Annotated in this window: 15 protein-coding genes and 3 tRNA genes; 10 read left to right on the top strand and 8 right to left on the bottom strand. The window is 59.2% G+C overall.

Translation table 11 applies throughout. The annotated features are described in order from the left end of the window. Window positions 1–274: 274 nt before the first annotated feature. The 4 genes from Q7U39_03050 to Q7U39_03035 are packed head-to-tail and all read right to left on the bottom strand — an operon-like array spanning window position 275 to window position 4926. Window positions 275–1654 (bottom strand): DUF4340 domain-containing protein, encoded by a 1380-nt coding sequence (locus tag Q7U39_03050; protein ID MDO9116909.1) that lies wholly within the window; start codon window positions 1652–1654, stop codon window positions 275–277. A gap of 4 nt (window positions 1655–1658) precedes the next feature. Beyond that, window positions 1659–3182, bottom strand: coding sequence for a GldG family protein (locus Q7U39_03045; GenBank protein MDO9116908.1), 1524 nt, complete (start codon window positions 3180–3182; stop codon window positions 1659–1661). Next, the gene (locus Q7U39_03040) at window positions 3179–3949 is read right to left on the bottom strand and encodes an ABC transporter permease subunit (GenBank protein ID MDO9116907.1); all 771 of its coding nucleotides are present in this window, start codon (window positions 3947–3949) and stop codon (window positions 3179–3181) included. Before Q7U39_03040 ends, Q7U39_03045 begins: the two co-directional genes overlap by 4 nt. Next, window positions 3946–4926: an ATP-binding cassette domain-containing protein gene (locus tag Q7U39_03035; GenBank protein MDO9116906.1), complete on the bottom strand. Its 981-nt coding sequence runs from the start codon at window positions 4924–4926 to the stop codon at window positions 3946–3948. Before Q7U39_03035 ends, Q7U39_03040 begins: the two co-directional genes overlap by 4 nt. A 264-nt stretch (window positions 4927–5190) precedes the next feature. Between Q7U39_03035 and Q7U39_03030 the strand changes: the two genes are divergently transcribed. From Q7U39_03030 to Q7U39_03015, 4 genes are all read left to right on the top strand, one after another. Beyond that, window positions 5191–5817, top strand: coding sequence for a hypothetical protein (locus Q7U39_03030; GenBank protein ID MDO9116905.1), 627 nt, complete (start codon window positions 5191–5193; stop codon window positions 5815–5817). Window positions 5818–6129: 312 nt separating this feature from the next. Then, the gene (locus Q7U39_03025; protein MDO9116904.1) at window positions 6130–6804 is read left to right on the top strand and encodes a septal ring lytic transglycosylase RlpA family protein; all 675 of its coding nucleotides are present in this window, start codon (window positions 6130–6132) and stop codon (window positions 6802–6804) included. Between the two features lie 112 nt (window positions 6805–6916). After that, window positions 6917–7111, top strand: a complete 195-nt coding sequence (locus tag Q7U39_03020) for a hypothetical protein (GenBank protein MDO9116903.1) — start codon at window positions 6917–6919, stop codon at window positions 7109–7111. Window positions 7112–7154: 43 nt separating this feature from the next. After that, window positions 7155–7985 (top strand): HEAT repeat domain-containing protein, encoded by an 831-nt coding sequence (locus Q7U39_03015; protein ID MDO9116902.1) that lies wholly within the window; start codon window positions 7155–7157, stop codon window positions 7983–7985. A gap of 132 nt (window positions 7986–8117) precedes the next feature. Here the strand turns inward: Q7U39_03015 and Q7U39_03010 are convergent, their stop codons facing one another. From Q7U39_03010 to Q7U39_02995, 4 genes are all read right to left on the bottom strand, one after another. After that, window positions 8118–8573 carry a hypothetical protein gene (locus tag Q7U39_03010; GenBank protein MDO9116901.1) on the bottom strand — a complete coding sequence of 152 codons (456 nt, stop codon included), beginning with the start codon at window positions 8571–8573 and terminating at the stop codon, window positions 8118–8120. Between the two features lie 218 nt (window positions 8574–8791). Then, window positions 8792–10201: a HEAT repeat domain-containing protein gene (locus tag Q7U39_03005; protein ID MDO9116900.1), complete on the bottom strand. Its 1410-nt coding sequence runs from the start codon at window positions 10199–10201 to the stop codon at window positions 8792–8794. Next, window positions 10195–12354, bottom strand: a complete 2160-nt coding sequence (gene glgP / locus Q7U39_03000) for an alpha-glucan family phosphorylase (GenBank protein MDO9116899.1) — start codon at window positions 12352–12354, stop codon at window positions 10195–10197. Before glgP ends, Q7U39_03005 begins: the two co-directional genes overlap by 7 nt. A gap of 240 nt (window positions 12355–12594) precedes the next feature. After that, window positions 12595–13443: a hypothetical protein gene (locus Q7U39_02995; GenBank protein MDO9116898.1), complete on the bottom strand. Its 849-nt coding sequence runs from the start codon at window positions 13441–13443 to the stop codon at window positions 12595–12597. A gap of 169 nt (window positions 13444–13612) precedes the next feature. Here Q7U39_02995 and Q7U39_02990 point away from each other — a divergent pair, with 169 nt between their 5' ends. From Q7U39_02990 to Q7U39_02965, 6 genes are all read left to right on the top strand, one after another. Continuing rightward, a complete protein-coding gene (locus tag Q7U39_02990) occupies window positions 13613–15640 on the top strand; it encodes an ATP-dependent helicase (GenBank protein MDO9116897.1) in 2028 nt (675 codons plus the stop codon). A gap of 279 nt (window positions 15641–15919) precedes the next feature. Continuing rightward, the gene (locus Q7U39_02985) at window positions 15920–16804 is read left to right on the top strand and encodes a hypothetical protein (GenBank protein MDO9116896.1); all 885 of its coding nucleotides are present in this window, start codon (window positions 15920–15922) and stop codon (window positions 16802–16804) included. 235 nt (window positions 16805–17039) lie between these two features. After that, window positions 17040–17125 (top strand) — tRNA-Tyr (locus tag Q7U39_02980). A gap of 89 nt (window positions 17126–17214) precedes the next feature. Continuing rightward, a tRNA-Gly gene (locus tag Q7U39_02975) sits at window positions 17215–17289 on the top strand. Window positions 17290–17338: 49 nt separating this feature from the next. After that, a tRNA-Thr gene (locus tag Q7U39_02970) sits at window positions 17339–17414 on the top strand. Between the two features lie 105 nt (window positions 17415–17519). Beyond that, window positions 17520–17658, top strand: a 139-nt coding sequence (locus Q7U39_02965; GenBank protein MDO9116895.1) for a GTP-binding protein, incomplete at its 3' end; no start/stop codon positions are given.

Raw genomic sequence — 17658 nt, 5'->3', positions numbered from 1 at the left:
CGGAGTTGGTTGCGGCGATCGACGAGTTCATTCGGCTCAATAACAAGAACCCCAAGCCGTTCGTGTGGACCAAAACCGTCGACGACATTCTGAAGAAGATCAAGCATTGTAAAGCCATGATTGAGACACCACACTAGCGCGGATTATCCCCCCGATCGTTTCTCCAGTTAAAAATCAACCGGATCAACTTCAGCGGGAATATCGTCGGCGACAGCTATGCTCGGTGGTTGATTGGCACTGAGACGCGGTAATGTGAGCACGGAGAGTATTCGTGCTAGTGTCCGGACGTGTTCTTTTCGATGGACTTGGCCAGGAGTTCGGCCTTGGCCGGAATCTGATTGAGGAGATCGGGGCGAGCCTGGAAGACGCCTTGGAGGCGTTCGCCGGTGGCATAGATGAGGTTGCCGGCCTGGTTGCCGAGCGTGAGGCGTCCGGCGATCTTGCCGTCTCTTCCGGTGGCGACAAATTCCGCGGTCGGTGCAACGAGCCCGTAAGGGGCCAGGGCGGCCGGTTGTTTGGTCACCCGTTCTTCTGCCGGCAGATTGGCCACGCGGCTGACGAGCAGATCGGCCGCTTCCTGGCTGACTTTCTCAGTCGGTTGATCTTCGAGGACCCACTGGCCGTTTTCATTGACCAACACGTACTGTTTATCTCGTGTCTTCACGGAGAGCATCGCGATCTCTGTATAGTCGACTCCCAGCAGTCGTTTGTCCTGGAGGGTAAAGAGCTCACGCGACAGATCTTTGATGACCAGCGGGTTGATCCGGTAGAGCGGCGCATCCGGCCTGGTTTCGGCAAAGGCTTCCCCGCTGTCCGGATCGGGCTGATAGAGCTTCACTGTCTGGTCCCCGTCGGTGGTGTGCAGCGTGATCTTCAGCTTCGGGGCGGTCAGCGTCTTGGCGATTGTGGTCCGTTCAGGGCCGGGGTCGATGATGCCGAGCGCCTTTAGGTCTTCTAGTTTGAACAGGAGCGAGCGGACTTCCGTCTGGTCCGCCTCGGCTTCGATCGGGTAGCGGATTTTCCAGGTCGGCTTGGGTTTGTTCTTCGATAGATTGTAGAGGACGATTTCCGTCGTCGGGTAGGTCAGACGCACGCGGTCGAGATCGGCTTGCACAAATTGCAGCAGATCCTTTCGGCGGAACGTCAGCAGGGTCTTATTGACGAAACTCTTCGTGGTCAGGTCCGTCAAGAGGACGCTGTGCGACGAATGGCGATGGACATAGAGGGTCGACGACAGGGGGCCGTTGTCGCCGATGGATAAAGTTTCCTGCAGGGCTCCTGCGCTCACGGTGATGGTCGTGATGGGTTGCTCCAATCCGAACGGGGCGAGCGCGGCGGGCTTTTCTTCGACGCTGCGGAGCACTTTCCCGGTTACGAGCGCCCGAATCATGGATTGCACTTCCCGCGTATCGGCGTCGGTCTGGAGCGGCGCGGTAATCGCCCAGCCCTTCTGGTCTCGGCGCTTCATCTCCACCGCACCCTGCAGTGTGGAGACGGTGAGTCCGGTGATGTCGGTTTCAGGGAATGGGAGGAGGCTCTGTTGTGCGACTGCCTGCTTTTCTTCGCTCTGCTTGGCCGGCAATTCGACGAAATAGAGGTAGCCCCCCAGGCCCGCCAGAATCAGCAGCATCAGCAGTGTGGGCCAATAGCGCATAAGGTTACAGCCGGCGGCGTTTTCTCCAGACCATCACGCCGGTCAGCATGGTCATGATGGGGAGGAAGAGGACTTGAATGTAGAGCAAGGCTCGCTCTTGCGTGGGATTCGGAGTGAACGGCCGGAGCGCCGGCTCTTTGGGAACAATGGAGATCAGATCCCGTTCTTCGGCGAGCCACCCGGTGGTGTGCAAGAAAAAGTCAGTGTTGCCGGGAAAGTTGAAAAACGCATTGGTGGCGAACGTCGAGTTGCCCACAACCACGATGGCCGGCCTGGGCGTTCCCTCCTCCGGGGCCTTCTTGGGCGACAGCGCGGCGGCGAGCGGCAACGGACCCTTCACATCTTCTTTTTCATTCAAGCTGACGACGCGCCCTTGCATGTTGGTCTCGGCCCAACTATTCGGAGACGTCCGCGCGAGCGGCACGTAGTCCCAGTCTTTTCCCGTCTGCTCGTCGAACGTCAGGTGACGGGCGAGCGGAAACAATACTGCCGCTGTCAGGTCCTGGGTGATTTCATGTTCTGTGAAAGTGCGGACCAACAGGGACGTCAGGTCCCCTTGGGCCAATCGATCTTGGAGATCGACGAGCACCCCCTGGCCCAGGCCCAGGCCGTAGTGGGCGAGCAGGGGGGCCAGGTCAGCCTTGGTATCCGGGTCGACCATCACAAGCAGGTGCCCGCCTTTGTCCACATAGGTCTGAATCCGACTCTGCTCCTCGGGGGTGACTTGATTGCGAGGCCCGGCGAGGACGAGCACGGCCGTGTCGTCCGGTACGGCGGCGTCCTTCAACAGCGACAGGGTGCCGATGTCATAGCCCTGTTTGCTCAGCGCTTCTTTCGCCAGTGATAGGCCGTTGCGTTCCTTGTCTTCCAGGCTGCGTTCGCTGTGGCCCTCCAGAAAGACGATGCGTTTCTTGGCGGGCTTGGAGATACGGAGCAGCGCACCGGTGAGTTCGACTTCCGATGGGCTGGTGATGCGAATGGTTTGCCCATTGCTCTCGAAGATGGCCGTGTCGGTCCGGAAGATGCCGTAGTTCTGCGCGATCTTCGGTTGCCGTTCCGGATCGACGAATTCGACGGTGAGTTTATTCGAGGCTTGGCGATAACTCTCCAGCCGTTCCTTGTAGCCGGTATAGCCGGGATCTTTCTCGCGGGTGAAGACGGTAATTTTCACCTCTTGCGGAAGACTGCGGAGCACACGATAGGTTTGCGGCGCCAGGGTAAAATTCTGATTCTCCGAGAGATCCCACCGGATGGAATGGCGCGATGCCAGGAAGTTCACAATCACGAGAATGGCCGTGACCAGCAGAATCATGAGCAGGCTGTTCGCGCCCATATGGGTCGAGCGACGGCTGGAGAAGGCTTTCACGGCGTCGAAATGCAGGATGAAGAAGAGGATCAGGCACAGGAGCGCCAGCCCTTCCGCAATGGTGACGGCCCACAGCAGGTCCGGGCTGAGGCTATAGGCGATCAGGCCGGCGACGGCCAACACGGTTCCAATGATGCCGAGCGGGAGGACTTTCAGGCTCATTTCCACCTGGTCGATTCCACCACGCGGTGGGTGAGAAAGAGCATGAAGGCCAGGCTGCTGAAGAAGTACACCAGGTCTTTGGTGTCGATCAGGCCGCGCACCAGACGATCGTAATGATCCATGAACGAGACATAGGAGATGATCTGTCCCAGCATCGTGTCGCCTAACAGGGCGCCCAAGCCCGAGATCAACCAGACGAGCAGCAGTATGCCGAAGCTGAGAAACGCCGCGACGATCTGGTTTTCCGTGATCGCTGATGCGAGCAGGCCGACTGAGATAAACAGGGCGCCGAGTAAGGTCATGCCGAGATACCCGGTCCAAATCGGGTTCCAGTCGAAGTCGCTGAAGAGCATCAGGACCGTCGGCACGAGGCCGGTCAGACCGAGGAGGCTCAAGAAGACAAGAAAGACGCTGACGAACTTGCCGGCCACGATCTCATTGATGCCGATCGGCGAGGTCATCAGAAATTCGAAGGTGCGCAGTTTGCGCTCTTCCGCAAAGAGCCGCATCGTCAGAATGGGCAGAATAATGAGGAGCACAAACCGCATGCTGGCGAAAAGATTCCGGAAGACCAGGTCGTTCAAGTTCAATTGAGCCTGACCGCCTTGCATTTGCATCAGTTGAATCGCCTGGTAGCCGGCGTAGACCACGTAGAGATAGGACAAGAATCCGAAGATGAGCAGAAAAATGGCGCCGACCACATAGACCACCGGAGAGACAAAGTAGCCGCGCAGTTCTTTCGCGATAATGGCCTGTACCGGAGTCATGAGGCGGTCTCCTGGGGGAGCTCGCTCACCTGGTCGGCTTGAGGCGTCATGCCCTCTTCATGGCGGGTCAGTTGCAAGAACACGTCTTCGAGAGTCATGGAGATCGTCCGTAATTCGAGGAGGCCCCACTGATTGGCGATGATGAACCGGGCGACCTCATCACGCTTGTCCTGACCCAGCGCACATTCAAGGAGGAACGTGCCGGCGGACTGACCTTGAAACACATTCAGAATGCCTGAGATGGATTGGAGCTTGGCCAGACAGTTGTCCGGCGGTGCTTTGATCGTCACAGAGATCTTTTCCGAATGCCGGAGCCGCGCAGAAAGCTGATCGGGGGTGTCTTCCGCAACGATTCGTCCGCCGCTGATAATGACAACCCGCTGGCAGACGGCGGTGGCTTCGGGAAGAATGTGCGTGCTGAGAATCACGGAATGTGACCCGGCCAGACTTTTAATCAAGTCGCGAATTTCGATGATCTGTTTGGGATCCAGCCCGACGGTCGGCTCATCGAGGATCAAGACCGGCGGATCGTGGAGGACCGCCTGGGCCAACCCGACGCGTTGACGGTAGCCTCGCGACAGGTTGCCGATCAAGCGATGGCGGACCGTACCCAGGGCTAACTTCTCAACGGATTGATCGATGGCCGTCGTGAGATTTTTGCCGACCATGCCGCGCATCCGGCCCACGAAGGTCAGATATTCCGAGACGGTGAACTCCTGGTAGACCGGTGGCGTTTCAGGGAGATAGCCGATGCGGCGTTTCACTTCGAGGGGCTGGTCAGCGCAATCAAAGCCTGCGACTTTTGCTGTGCCCTCGGTGGCCGGCATGAAACAGGTGAGGATACGCATGGTGGTGGTCTTTCCGGCGCCGTTCGGGCCAAGAAAAGCCAACACCTCGCCTTTGGCCACGGAAAACGTGACCCGGTCGATGGCCGTGAGATTCCCATACCGTTTGGTAATGTTCTTAACGTCAATCATGCATGTCGTGTCGGGGTGATCAACTGTGAAGGAGTTCGCCGTACACTCGCACTGAACGAGCACATCGTCATCACGTTTCGGATCTTACTGAGTCCGCCGGGATCAGTCAATACGGCACCGGCCGACACCGATGGCCCGCGATACCCGCAGAAGCAATCTTTACAGTTGGGGAGTGACCTGCTAGAGTTTTTCGCCGCGTAGTCGAATACGATTTGTCGCTGACTCGATCATCGTCATTTAATTTTTCTCGCAGAGGAGGTCCGTGTGAAACAGATGGCTTGGGGTGCAATTCTATTGGGGAGTCTGGTGTGGTTAGGGGGATGTGCGGCAAAGGGTGAAGCGGTGCCGATGAATGTGGGGGTCACACCTGTCGCAACGTCGACTTCGTCGGCTCCCGTCAGTTCGGTCAAAGTGGTGGTGATTCCTTTCCAGGACGACCGGTCTGACCGCACCAAGCTGGGGACTCGTCACTCGCTCTGGGGCTCCGACCAGGTCTTTACCGTCAAGAGTGGGACGATTGGAGAAGCCACGGCCAAAGCGTTCGCCGACTATCTGGCGCGCAAGGGATGGCGGGCACAGTATGCCGCCTCTGCCAGTCAGACCGGGGGAGCGGATGTGGTGATCTCAGGGAAGATTCTTGAGTTGTCGGCTGACGCGCATGGCGTGGTCGGATCCACGGACATCACCGCGAAGAATAAACTGACCGTTCAGGCGGCCAACCAGTCGGACGGGAGTTCGATCACCAGCACCAACAGTCACACGGGGAACTACACTGTGTTCTGGTATGCCCCGGAAGACGGAGAGGAACTTGTGAGCGAAGTGCTGGAACGGAACTTTGAAAAGTTCATGAGTTCGACCAAATTTGATGGAACCGCATTGCGCTTTCGCTAACCGCCACCCGTTCCGGGAAGCCGGCTCCAGGCCGGCTTCCCGGACTCTTGGTCGTTGTTCGGTCCAGTCCTGTCCCCGGTTGCTGGTTGACTCTCCTCACGCGCTCCCTATATATAGCGGTACCGCGTTCTCCAGAAGACATGCCGCTTTGTTCGTTCTTGTACCACCGATTGTGAATGTGCACGGGATTTTCCCCCGTACGAATGTAGGGGGGGAGGAGTACTCAGTCGGTATTGTTGAGGTCGGCAACCTCCCGTAGGCTGACATCTGTGAGCCAGACGTCCTAGCCTACAAGTGGAGGATCGAGCGAAGATGACACACCAAATCTGTATGACGCATCCGCGCACCAGCCTTTCCGGGATTCTCTTGGCCGCCCTCTGTCTGTCCTTCGGGGCCTGCTCATGGGTGCCCAAGGGAGAAACAGGGCTGGATGTCGGGATCAAGGACCGGGGCATTGCCTCCTGGTATGGGGAGCAGTTCCATGGCAAACAGGCTGCCAACGGGGAGCTGTTTGACATGCAGGCCCTGACGGCCGCGCACCGGACCCTCCCGCTCGGCAGCATGGTGCGGGTGGTGAATTTGACCAACGGGAAGCATGTCCGCGTTCGGATCAATGATCGCGGCCCTTATGTGAATGGTCGAATCCTCGATCTCTCGCAGGCGGCAGCGGTGAAGCTGGGCATGGTCCAGAACGGACTGTCCGTGATTCAATTGGAAGTCGTCGGAGACCGTCGGCCGGACTTTGTCCTGGCGGAAGAAGAGGCCCCTTCGACCCAATCCGCACTCCTCAGCGTCCATCACCTTGACCCGCTCGCCATCCGGGTTCCTCCCGTCTCCACATTGGGGCTACCCGTCTCTTCGGCTAGGCCCCGCCCTCGCATTCTGCCGACCGACGTGTTAATGCAGCGGCGTATTCGTCGCGTGCCGTCCCTCTTAGCGGCCGACCATACGGCCCATACCGAAAACATCACGCTTGTCATCGGATAGCGACGGGAGTCGGCGCGGTTGACAGTGCCGGAAGGTCTCCTCTACACTGGGTCGTCAAAATTCAAGGGCAGATCACGCCTATTATCGATTTGAGGAAGAGGAGTCAGACGGCATGGCGAAGAAGACGGCAGGAGAATCCGAAGAAGCCAAGTTGAAGAAGAAGCTTACCACCAAGAAGGCGGATGATGGCGGAGCCGCAGTGCGGGCCTTGCGGAAGCGGTTGAAGCGGGAACAGCGCCGTCGCCGGTCCTTGGCGCTCAGGCAGAAACATGCCGCAGGAAAGAAGGCCGCGACCCCTGCGAAGTAGTCCGTTCATTATGATGTGCGAGCGAATGTTGTAGGATTGAACTATGGAACACCCCCGTCAAGCATCCCCGTCCGCTAAGACCCCTGACGCCATTCCTGCCAGCGATGAGCTGGCCGACAAGGTGGCAGAAGACCTGGCGTTGACCCCTGCGGCTTCCCAGGAACTGGTGGCTGTCGCTCCCGACCAGGTCATCCTGGAAGAAGAGAAGGTCAAGGACGAGATCGAGATTCAGATCGATCTTCTCAGCGATCCGGACTGGGTGGTGCGGCGTGAAGCCGTCATTACGCTCGGCGAGATGGGTGACGAGCGGTGCGTCGAGCCGTTGTCGCGCGCGCTGCGCGACGGTGACTGGCAAGTGCGCGAAGTGGCCATTGAGGCGCTCGGGCAGGTCGGCTCTCCGGCTGTCGAAATTCTATTGAAGCTGCTCCGCGACTGGGATGTGCGGAAGTACGCCATTCTGGCACTCGGAAAGATCCGTGATGAACGGGTCTTGGATCCCTTGATGGTGCAGCTGCGCAATGACGAGTTCAAAGATGACGCGATCAATGCGCTCGTGGAACTCGGCGAGCCGGCGGTGCCGAAGTTTATTGCCGCGCTGAAGGATAGAGAAGAGAGCGTCCGTCAGAGCGCCGTATTGGGATTGGGCCGGATCAAACACAGCGAGTCGATCGATCCGCTCATCGCCATGCTGCAGGATAAAGACTGGTTTACCAGGTTGATTGCGGCGGCCGCCTTGGAGTCGATCGGCGACGACCGGGGGCGTGAGGCGATCAAGCCGTTGCTCAAGGATCCCGATATGGTCGTGAAGATGCGTGTCGAGCGGATCCTGGCCAAGTGGAAGAAGACGCCGGTTTCCCAACCGGCGAATGCCTAGCAGGTTCTTGAGAAAGTCTGCGAGCGGCATTCTCGCTTCGTTCTGAGAGTCAACGTACCCCCCTGAACGTACGCCTCGCCTCTTTGATCGCTGCGGCCTGGCTGTCCGGCTTTTCTGAATAGCCTACCTAGCCTACCGGCTCAGCTCTTTGTCCAGTCTCAGCTGGATCTCGTCGAGCCGTTTCATCGGCATCGATTTCCCCATTGCTACTTCTAAGCGTACTTCCCGCAACGTGCTGGCCACCTCCCGTACCGCGTCGAGTGCAGGGTCGGCTTTTGCGCCCTTGGTCGCGAGTTCCAGGACGGTGACCGCTTCCCCCAGTTCCTTCGCTGCGTCCCCGAAGTTTCGATCAAACAGGTTGGCCTTCGCTTGCACGACCCGGGACTTCGCATCCACGAGCCCCTGGCGCCGGCGCAGATCGCGCTCAATGCCCTGTGTGGTGTCCAAGACATTGCGCGACAGTTTCGTGATCGATTCTTGAAGGTCAGAGACGGTGTGCTGGAGCGTGCCGACCGGGCGCTGACCGACGAAGTAGCCGGCCCCGAATGCGGCGGCGATCAGGATCAGGGTTCCGAGAAATTTAAGCATGGGCCTCCGATTGTCTGGCAGGATGCTGAAACAGTCTGCCAGCGGCGTTCTCACTTCACCAAGCGGCTCACCGTACCACAAGGGTACGCCTCACCGCTTTGCTCGCTGCGGCCTTGCTGGACAGCCTGTTTGAGCATCCTGCGGTTATGCTGTCCCTCATCCCTCACGAACAGCGTCAGCCAGGTATTTCGCGTTGCAACCGAGTTGTTCTCCGCCTGCTAAAGCCGCCGCGTAGGGCGTGCGGCGCGTGCGGTCTGTTGCAGGAGGCTGCCGGCTGCGGCGATCCGCACGGCCTCATCGGAGTCTTGCAGGCCTTTGAGAAGAATCGGAATCACGGGGCCGGACACCTTGCCTAAGGCCTTCGCGGCCATGAGTCGCGGGAGCGGCTGTTGATCCTGGAGCAACGCCTGCAACAGCGACAAGGCTTCCTTGTCCGAGGTGGCGCTCAATGCCTGAGCCGCGCTGCTTCGAATGGACGGGTCCGGGTTTCTGGCCAGATCGGCCGCGAGCAGGAGGACGGATGAATCGCCGAGACGAAGCAGGCTTTCCGCAGCGCTCGCACGCACTTGCAAGCTGGGATCTCTGGTGAGGGCTTGGAGCAACGGGCGATTTTCTTTCAGGCCCAACCGGCCGAGGCTGCCGGCTGCCACGCCGCGCACCATGGCCATCTCATCGCCCAACGCGTGGGTGAGCGGCGCGACGCCTCCGGGGGAACCGAACTCGCCCAGCGCGCCGGCGGCGAAGGCGCGCACCGACGGATTGGGGTCATAGACGGCTTGACTGAGGAGCGCCAGGCTTGCCGGCCGCTTCAGACGGCCCAGCACGCCGATCGCGGCCATGCGGACTTCCGCGTCCGGCAACGTGGCGGCATTGGTGATGTCGATGAGCATGTCGGTCTGGCCCATCTTATAGAGCGCGGCATAGGCGAAGATGGCCTCGGGGCCATCTTCTGTTCTGCCGATTTCGATCAGCCGCGGCTTCATCTCCATGACACGGGCATCGCCCAGCGCATTCATGGCGGCGATGCGGACGCTTGGCGCGTCGTCGTTGATCGCCCGTTTCAGCGCGCCCGAGCTGGGTGCTAAGCCGGCCTTCCCGATCGCTTCGGCGGCGCGGGCGCGCACCAACACCGAGCTATTCAACAGACCGTCTTCCAACAGCGGGCCGGTTTCCGGAAGGCCCAGCTCGGCCAGAACGGTGTAGGCGGCGATACGCACATGCTCTTTCTGATCGCGCACGCGGCTGGTAATGAGGCTGAGCGCGAGGGGGCGAAGCAACGTCAGATCGTCCGGTTGGCCGTCTGCCTTGATACGAGGATACAACGGCAGGGCTTCTTCCCCGCGTCCGAGTTTCACAAAGCTCTGGAAGGCCAGGCGGAGCATCTCTTTTGACGGCGTGGCGTCTTTGGGGAGCGCCTGAAAGCGTTGTACGATCGCCGGGTAGTCGCCGGCTTTAAAGAGAGCGGGGAGGTCTTTGTCTTGGGCGGAAGGCGGAGAGGTTGCCGCTCGGGTTTCAAGCGGTGCTGCAAAGAGGAGAAACAGCCCGGCCATAACGGCGAAGCAGAGTGCCGCGGCAATGGCACTCCACGGCGCACGATATGGCCGTTCCAACGCGGAGGCGTTTACCATGATGACGGTGTGCGGGCAGCGGCTCCGCTGTACATCGTCTCGACGTAGTCCTTCACCATACGTTTCGTGCAGAACTGCGGGGCGACAGTCCGGATACATTCCTTCACCATTTGGAGCCAGCCTCGCGGCGTGCCGTCGAGGTCTCGCTGATAGTAAAGGGGGACGACTTCTTGTTCAAGCAGGCGATAGAGCTCTTCCGAGTCATGGACATCCTGCTCGTGCTGGTCGGTCGAAGGCGGCAGCGGGTCGACGCCCCAGCCGTTCGCGCCGTTGTAGCCTTCTTTCCACCAGCCGTCGAGCACGCTACAGTTGATGACGCCGTTCAAAGCGGCTTTCATGCCGCTGGTGCCGCTGGCTTCGAGCGGGAAGCGCGGCGTATTGAGCCACACATCCACGCCCTGCACGAGAAATTTGGCCATGTGCATGTCGTAGTCTTCGAGAAAAGCGATGTGGCCGCCGAGCTTGTGGTCGTTACAGAAATTCACTACCTCATGGATGAAGTAGCGCCCCGGCTCATCGGCAGGATGGGCCTTGCCGGCGAACACGAGCTGCACCGGGCGCCAATGATTTTGCAGCAGACGTTTCAGCCGTTCGAGATCGCGGAAGAGCAACGTGGCCCGCTTGTAGGTCGCGAAGCGGCGCGCGAATCCAAGGGTCAAGGCTTCGGGATCTAACAGCGTCCCGCGGGCGATGACTTGCGAGGATTGCAGGTGGCCGTTGATCCAGCCGGTCCGGGCGCGTTCGCGAATAAATCGCATCAGCTTGCGCTTCATGGTTTTGCGCACCGCCCAGAGTTCGCCATCCGGAATATCGCTCACCCGTTGCCACATGGCTTGTTCATCACAGCGCTCGGCCCAGTCCGGGCCGAGGAATTTGCCGTAGAGCTGGTTCATCTCGAGGCCGATCCAGGTCGGAGCATGAATGCCGTTGGTCACGCTCTTGATCGGGACCAGGTCCGTCGCGAGCCCGGGCCAGTGGTGTTGCCACATTTCGCGGGAGACCCGGCCATGTTCGCGGCTCACGCCGTTCACGTGCGCGGCCTGGTTCATGGCCAGCGCTGTCATATTAAAACCCTGTCCGCGCGATTCCGGTGTTTCACCCAGCCGGAGGAATTCCTCGCGACTCAATCCGAGTTGTTCCCAATAGCCGGCGAAGTAACGATCCATTAAATGATGGGGGAACACATCATGTCCGGCAGGCACCGGGGTATGGGTCGTAAAGACCGTGCTCTGGCGAACCAGTTCACTGGCCTCGGCGTGGGTCGATCCCTTCTGGACGAATTCACGAATACGTTCCAACGTCAGAAACGCCGAGTGTCCTTCGTTGGCATGGAACACGGTCGGGTTGATGCCCAGTTCCCGTAGCATGCGTACACCGCCGATGCCCAGAAGGATTTCCTGGCAGAGGCGAATCTCCTGGTCGCCCCCGTAAAGGCGAGCCGACAGTGCCCGATTCTCGGGGTTGTTTTCCGGGACATCGGTGTCGATCAAATAGAGCACGATGCGTCCGACTTCGGCGCGCCACACCTGTGCGGCGACCGTACGATGGCCCATCACGACCGTAATTCTGCAGGGTGCGCCTGACGGAGTGAGGGCCGGACGGATCGGGGATTCTTCGCGGTTGAACGGGGCATAGGCGGCTTCCTGCCAGCCTTCCGGCGTGATCCGTTGACGGAAGTAGCCTTGCGGGTACATAAAGCCGATGCCTACAAGGGGGACACCCAGATCGCTCGCTTCTTTGCAATGATCGCCCGCGAGGATGCCCAGGCCTCCGCTATAAATGGGAATGGAAATGTGCAGGCCAAATTCCGCCGAGAAATAGGCGATGGACGGGCTCTTCGGATGGCCGTACTTCTTGCCGTACCACGTGCCGTTGCCCAGTCGGTATTCGTCAAATCTTTTCATCACCGCCGAGTAGTGCCGGACAAACGTCGGATCGTGCACGAGTTGCTGGAGCCGTTCGGGTTTCACTTCCTGGAGCAGACGAACCGGATTGTGATGGGTGAAGTACCAGAGCGTCGGATCGATCAGTTCGAACAGCTGCCGGGCTTCCAGTGTCCAGCTCCACCAGAGGTTTTGTGAGAGTTCGGCCAGCCGGATCAGATTCTGCGGGAGGTGCTTGGAAATAGGATTTGAGTTCTCGACAGTATCCACATGTGCTCCTTTGCGTGAGACAGTTTGCAGGATGCTGAAAAAGCTCCCCAGCAGCGTTCTCGCATCGCTCAGAGACTCAACGTACCGAAGCGTACGCCTCGCTTCTTCGCTCGCTGCGGCCTGGCTGGTCGGCCTTTCTGAGCATCCTGCTGCCTATGAGGCTAAATCCGAGCATGTCCGCCGCACGGCGTGCGCTGGTCGGAACGTTCGGATGGAGTGCTTCTGTGTTGTGAGAAGCGGTCAGGCGTGTCCGGTTTTGTGCCATGAGTTCCATTCCTCGGAGAATGCCACGGCGGCGTAGCGTTCGCCAAGGATTTTTGCAACTCGGTTCAGGAGCTTGGTGAGTTGCTGTAGTTCGGCGGGCGTGAGATCCCCGCGGAAACGCGGATGGAGGCCCCAGCGGGTTTCGACCTCTTCGCCGCTCACGTTCGACATGAGGCTCACCAGCTTGATGTCCTGCCCCGTCGGACCCTTCTTGGCCGGCTCTCCGTTGCCGGCGGCTTTTACGGGTTGCTGAGTCGGCGTGGATGGTGCGGCTGTGGGTGGCGCTTGTCCCTGCAGGACGGCGCTCACGGCGGGAATAATGGCGCTCGCGCATAAGGTTGCGGCGGCGATGACCTGGCCGTTCTGCGGGGCTCCCAGTGTCTGGGCGACGCGCTCAGCGAAGGCCTGAAAGAGTTCGTTCTTCGGTTTGGAGTCTTCCGTGATGAGGAACTTGTACTTCTCGTAGAGGTCGCGGCTTTCCGCCACGGCGTTGCCGACGGTCAGGACGATTTCCATCTGGTCGGCATTGTTGCCGAATGCCGGCTCCAACACGGTCTTCAATTGAGTGGTCACTGCGTCTTCCAATCCGTTCATGAATTCCAACTGATCCTTGATCGGGATGTGCAGCGCCGTCAGCCGGTCGGTCAGATTGAACATGACCTTCAGGAATTCGAGATAGATGCCCCACTCATCCTGCCGCTTCAGCTTCAGCGCCTGCTCCGGGGCGTTGCGCTTCATCATCGTGACGGATTCGCCCGAGACGGCGAGCATGAGTTCTGCGAGCTGGCGAAGTTGCGCTTGATATTCTTTATTGGCGGTTCCCATATGTGCTCCTGTTCAAGGAGCGCGATTATAGCGGAGAGATGTTTGGGGATGAAAGGGGTGGTTTGGGGGCCGCGTGCGGGGGATGCTCGTTGAGAAGGGTTCCAGCGGTGTGTTATACAGCCCAGCCCGCTGATTGGTATCATGTCGCTCGGCCTTCCCCTGGTCACTCATGGAACGAGAAGTTAAAACGTACGTTCTTAAACGCTCTGAGGATGAGGCTGCGCCGCGCAAGCTGTCGATCGACTATGCCGCGGCGTTGAATTCGCAGCAGTTGGCGGCGGTGACGGCGGGCGAAGGCCCTTCGTTGGTCATTGCCGGTGCGGGCAGCGGCAAGACGCGCACGCTGGTCTATCGCGTGGCCTATCTCATTGATTCAGGCGTCGATCCATCGAATATTCTCCTCCTTACATTTACGCGCAAGTCGGCGCAAGAGATGTTGCAGCGGGCCGGCGAACTGATCGGCGCACGCAGTGAGCGTGTGTGCGGAGGCACGTTTCATTCTGTTGCGAATCTCATGCTGCGCCGTTACGGCCGGTCGATCGGGGTGGAGCCGGGCTTCACCATCCTGGATCGCGGTGATGCGGAAGATCTGATTGCGCTGGTCCGGTCGCAGCTCGGGCTGAATGAAAAGGACAAGCGCTTCCCCCGCAAGGGGACGATTATGGAGATGATCAGCAAGAGCGAGAATACGCTCCGCTCGCTGGAAGAGATCATTCTCGACGAGTTCGGGCATTTTGCCGATCACATCGAAGACCTGAGCCGCTTGAAGACGGCCTATCAGTCGGCGAAGCGGCAGAAGCAGTTGCTCGACTATGACGATCTGCTGGTGATGCTGCGGCAGCTGTTGCTGCTGGACGAAACGGCGCGGATGACGATCTCGCGGCAGTTTCGCTACATCCTTGTGGATGAGTATCAGGATACGAACCGGTTGCAGGCTGAAGTGGTCCGGAAGCTGGCCGCCACCCATAATAATGTGATGGTGGTGGGGGACGATTCCCAGTCGATCTATGCGTTCCGCGGGGCGACGTTCAAGAACATCATGGAGTTTCCGCAGCTCTTTCCGGGCACGCAGATCTATAAGCTGGAAGAAAACTATCGCAGCACGCAGCCGATTCTGAATCTGGCGAACTGTATTATCGACGAGGCGGCGGAGAAGTATACGAAACGGCTGTTCACGCGGAAAATCGACGGGCCGTTGCCGTCGCTGGTGGAAGCGGCGGGCGAGAATACGCAGTCCCGGTTTATTGCGCAGAAGATTCTGGAGCTGCGTGAAGAGGGCGTGCCGCTGAGTGAAGTGGCGGTGCTCTTCCGGTCCAGCTTTCATTCCTTCGATCTGGAGATTGAGCTGTCGCGCAAAGGGCTGCCCTTCATCAAGCGCGGCGGGGTCAAATTTATCGAGACGGCGCATGTGAAAGATTTGCTCGCGCATGTGCGGGTGATCGCGAACCCGCTGGATACGGTCAGCTGGAACCGGGTGCTGATGCTGGTGGAGGGGGTCGGGCCAAAGAAGGCGCACGATCTGTTGGCGGCGATTGTAAAGGGCGGGCAGCCGTTCGATGTGTTGCGCGGGGTGAGCGGCCGATCCGGCCAGGGGCTCAAGAATCTGGCGAATACGCTGGAGAGTCTTTCGGGCGCGGATGATCGCTCGCCGTCGGAGCAGGTGAATCACATCTACGAGTATTATCTTCCGATTCTGAAAGAACAGTACGACGACTATCCCAAGCGCACGCGGGATCTCGATCATCTGCATACGATTGCCGAAGGCTATCCCGGGGTGAATGAGTTTCTGGCCGATCTGGCCCTGGAGCCGCCGGACGGCAGTGCCTCGGGTGTGGATGGGGCTGACCGGGACGATGAGCGGATGGTGCTCTCGACGATTCACTCGGCCAAGGGGTTAGAGTGGCAGGCGGTGTTTGTCATTTGGATTGTGGACGGACGGTTTCCGTCGGTCTACTCGTTTGTCGATGACGAGGATTTGGAGGAGGAGCGGCGGTTGTTCTATGTTTCCGTCACGCGGGCGAAGCGCCATCTCTTCCTGACCTATCCTATCAACGTGTACGATAAGAGTAGCGGGATGTTGTTGTCGAAGCCTTCCCGGTTCCTGGACCATGTTTCTTCCGATCTGTTCGACACGGTGGCGCTGGTCGAAGAGGGCGGGCGAGGCAACTGGGGGAGCTATCGCGATCAGGACTATTAGCAGGATGCGCAAAAAGGCCGTCCAGCAAGACCGCAGCAAGCGAAGAGGCGAATCGTACTCTGCGCTGTACGTTGAGCCTCTGAGCGATGCGAGAACGCCGCTGGCGGACTTTTTCCGCATCCTGTGGGCTATTCCGGCGCCGACGCGGCGAGTGAGTTGGCCGCGGTGCGTAGTGCAACAATCGAGCGTTTCCGCAGTCTGTTAGTGCACTGGTATGACGATCCCGCCCTCTATCCTTTCTGAGGTCGCATGCGCGGCTCCCTGATTCAACGATCCTTCATGGTTCTCGTCAGCCTGGTTCTGCTCTGCGCCGTGGGGGTGATCTCGTCCTCGGCCGAGGAGCAGAAGGCCTCGGGGGCTGCCCGGATGTGGGAACAGCTCATCGGCGGGGCGACCACGCTTCGATTGCCCACCGGTTTTCTGAAGGCCATGCCCCCGGACTTTGTGCAGTTTGAATTCGACGATCTGCGCACGTATGCGGCTGAGTATCATCCGGGTGAGCATCGGATGGTGTTGAACCGGACGCTTTCGTTCCACGCGGCAGGGCGTGATGTGCGGCCGCTCACGACGATGACGTCCAAAGAGCTGGAAGTGCTGTATCACGAGTTGTTCCATGCCTATATCGACTATCTTGAGTCGAGGGAGGCCGGCGGGGCGTTGCCGGGTCCGGAGCAGGAGTTCATCGCATTTGCGCGTGACATGCAGGTGTGCCGGTACCGGGAGGTGTCGATCACACCGGTGGTCCAACGGATTCAGGAGACGGAGGTGCGCTACCTGTCCGACTCTGAAGCCTGGGAAGCCCTCAATGAAACCTGGGCGGTATTTGTCGGGTGGGCTATTTGGAATCAGGTGGAGATTGAAAAGAAGGGGGGGCGATCTATGGGCGGGTCCCCGCAGCTCTCGGGAGAGTGGGTGGCTCGGTTTCGTCGGGCCATTGAGGCAGGTGAGCTCCGAGGGTATTACGTGCCTCAAGATCCCGAGGAGCGACGGGTGACACAGAAGCGATTTCTTGCCCCCGGGTCACAGGTTTCGCTGGAGGAAAGTCGGCGTCTGATGAAGCAAGTGCTTGGTTTGCCAGAAAAATTCATCGGGGCGGCCGAGAGGGCCGTTGGTCAGATCAAAAATATTTCGCCTGGCCGGCCTTGTCCAGTCGCGACCTCGTAGGGAGAAAAAAATGGCAGAGAGGCCATTTCTCCTCTTGACATGGCGCAACTTCGTCAATAGAATCCAGCGTTTCTTGAAATAGCCTTGTTCGCCAGATCAGCTGTTTCTCCTCCTCGATGAGGGGAGAGAGCTGTGTGCGGACAGGCTTACTCTAGTTTTTCAGTATGAATGTGGCGAGATAATTCGCTGAATTTGATTTGAATTTTGTAGGGTGCATACGCAGGCGAGTTGGAACGGGCAGGTACCCAAGTGGCCAAAGGGGGCAGACTGTAAATCTGCTGGCTTATGTCTTCCAAGGTTCAAATCCTTGCCTGCCCACCAGCGTCGGTCTGTTGGGTTGATGTGCATCGCGGAAAGTATAGCAGGCCGTAGCGGGTTGTGATTGCGACAGGACTGACGACGATATTCGGGCGGGCGTAGCTCAGTGGTAGAGTTCCAGCCTTCCAAGCTGGCTGTCGTGGGTTCAAATCCCATCGCCCGCTCCATCGAGTCGAGATGTGTGTCAGGGGTGGAATGTAGATGATGGACCGCAACGCCCACGTAGCTCAGTTGGCAGAGCACGTCCTTGGTAAGGACGAGGTCACGCGTTCGATTCGCGTCGTGGGCTCCATGTGGAGCCGTGATGGGCGCAGGGTGGCGAGTGATGAAGGCCGAGGTTCCTGATCCGGCGTTGATCACTATTCACTCATCATGTTTTTTTAGGGAGGATTGATTTATGGCGAAGGCGAAATTTGAGCGGAAGAAGCCGCATGTGAACATTGGGACGATCGGGCACGTGGACCACGGGAAGACCACGTTGACCGCCGCCTTGACCAAGGTGTGCGCCGATCGCGGGATGGCGAAGTACATTCCGT

Origin of the sequence: Nitrospira sp., from assembly GCA_030653545.1 — a bacterium.
Taxonomy (GTDB): Bacteria; Nitrospirota; Nitrospiria; order Nitrospirales; family Nitrospiraceae; genus Nitrospira_D.
The sequence above is the reverse complement of the archived record's forward strand: the minus strand, read 5'-3'. Positions and strand labels throughout refer to the sequence as shown.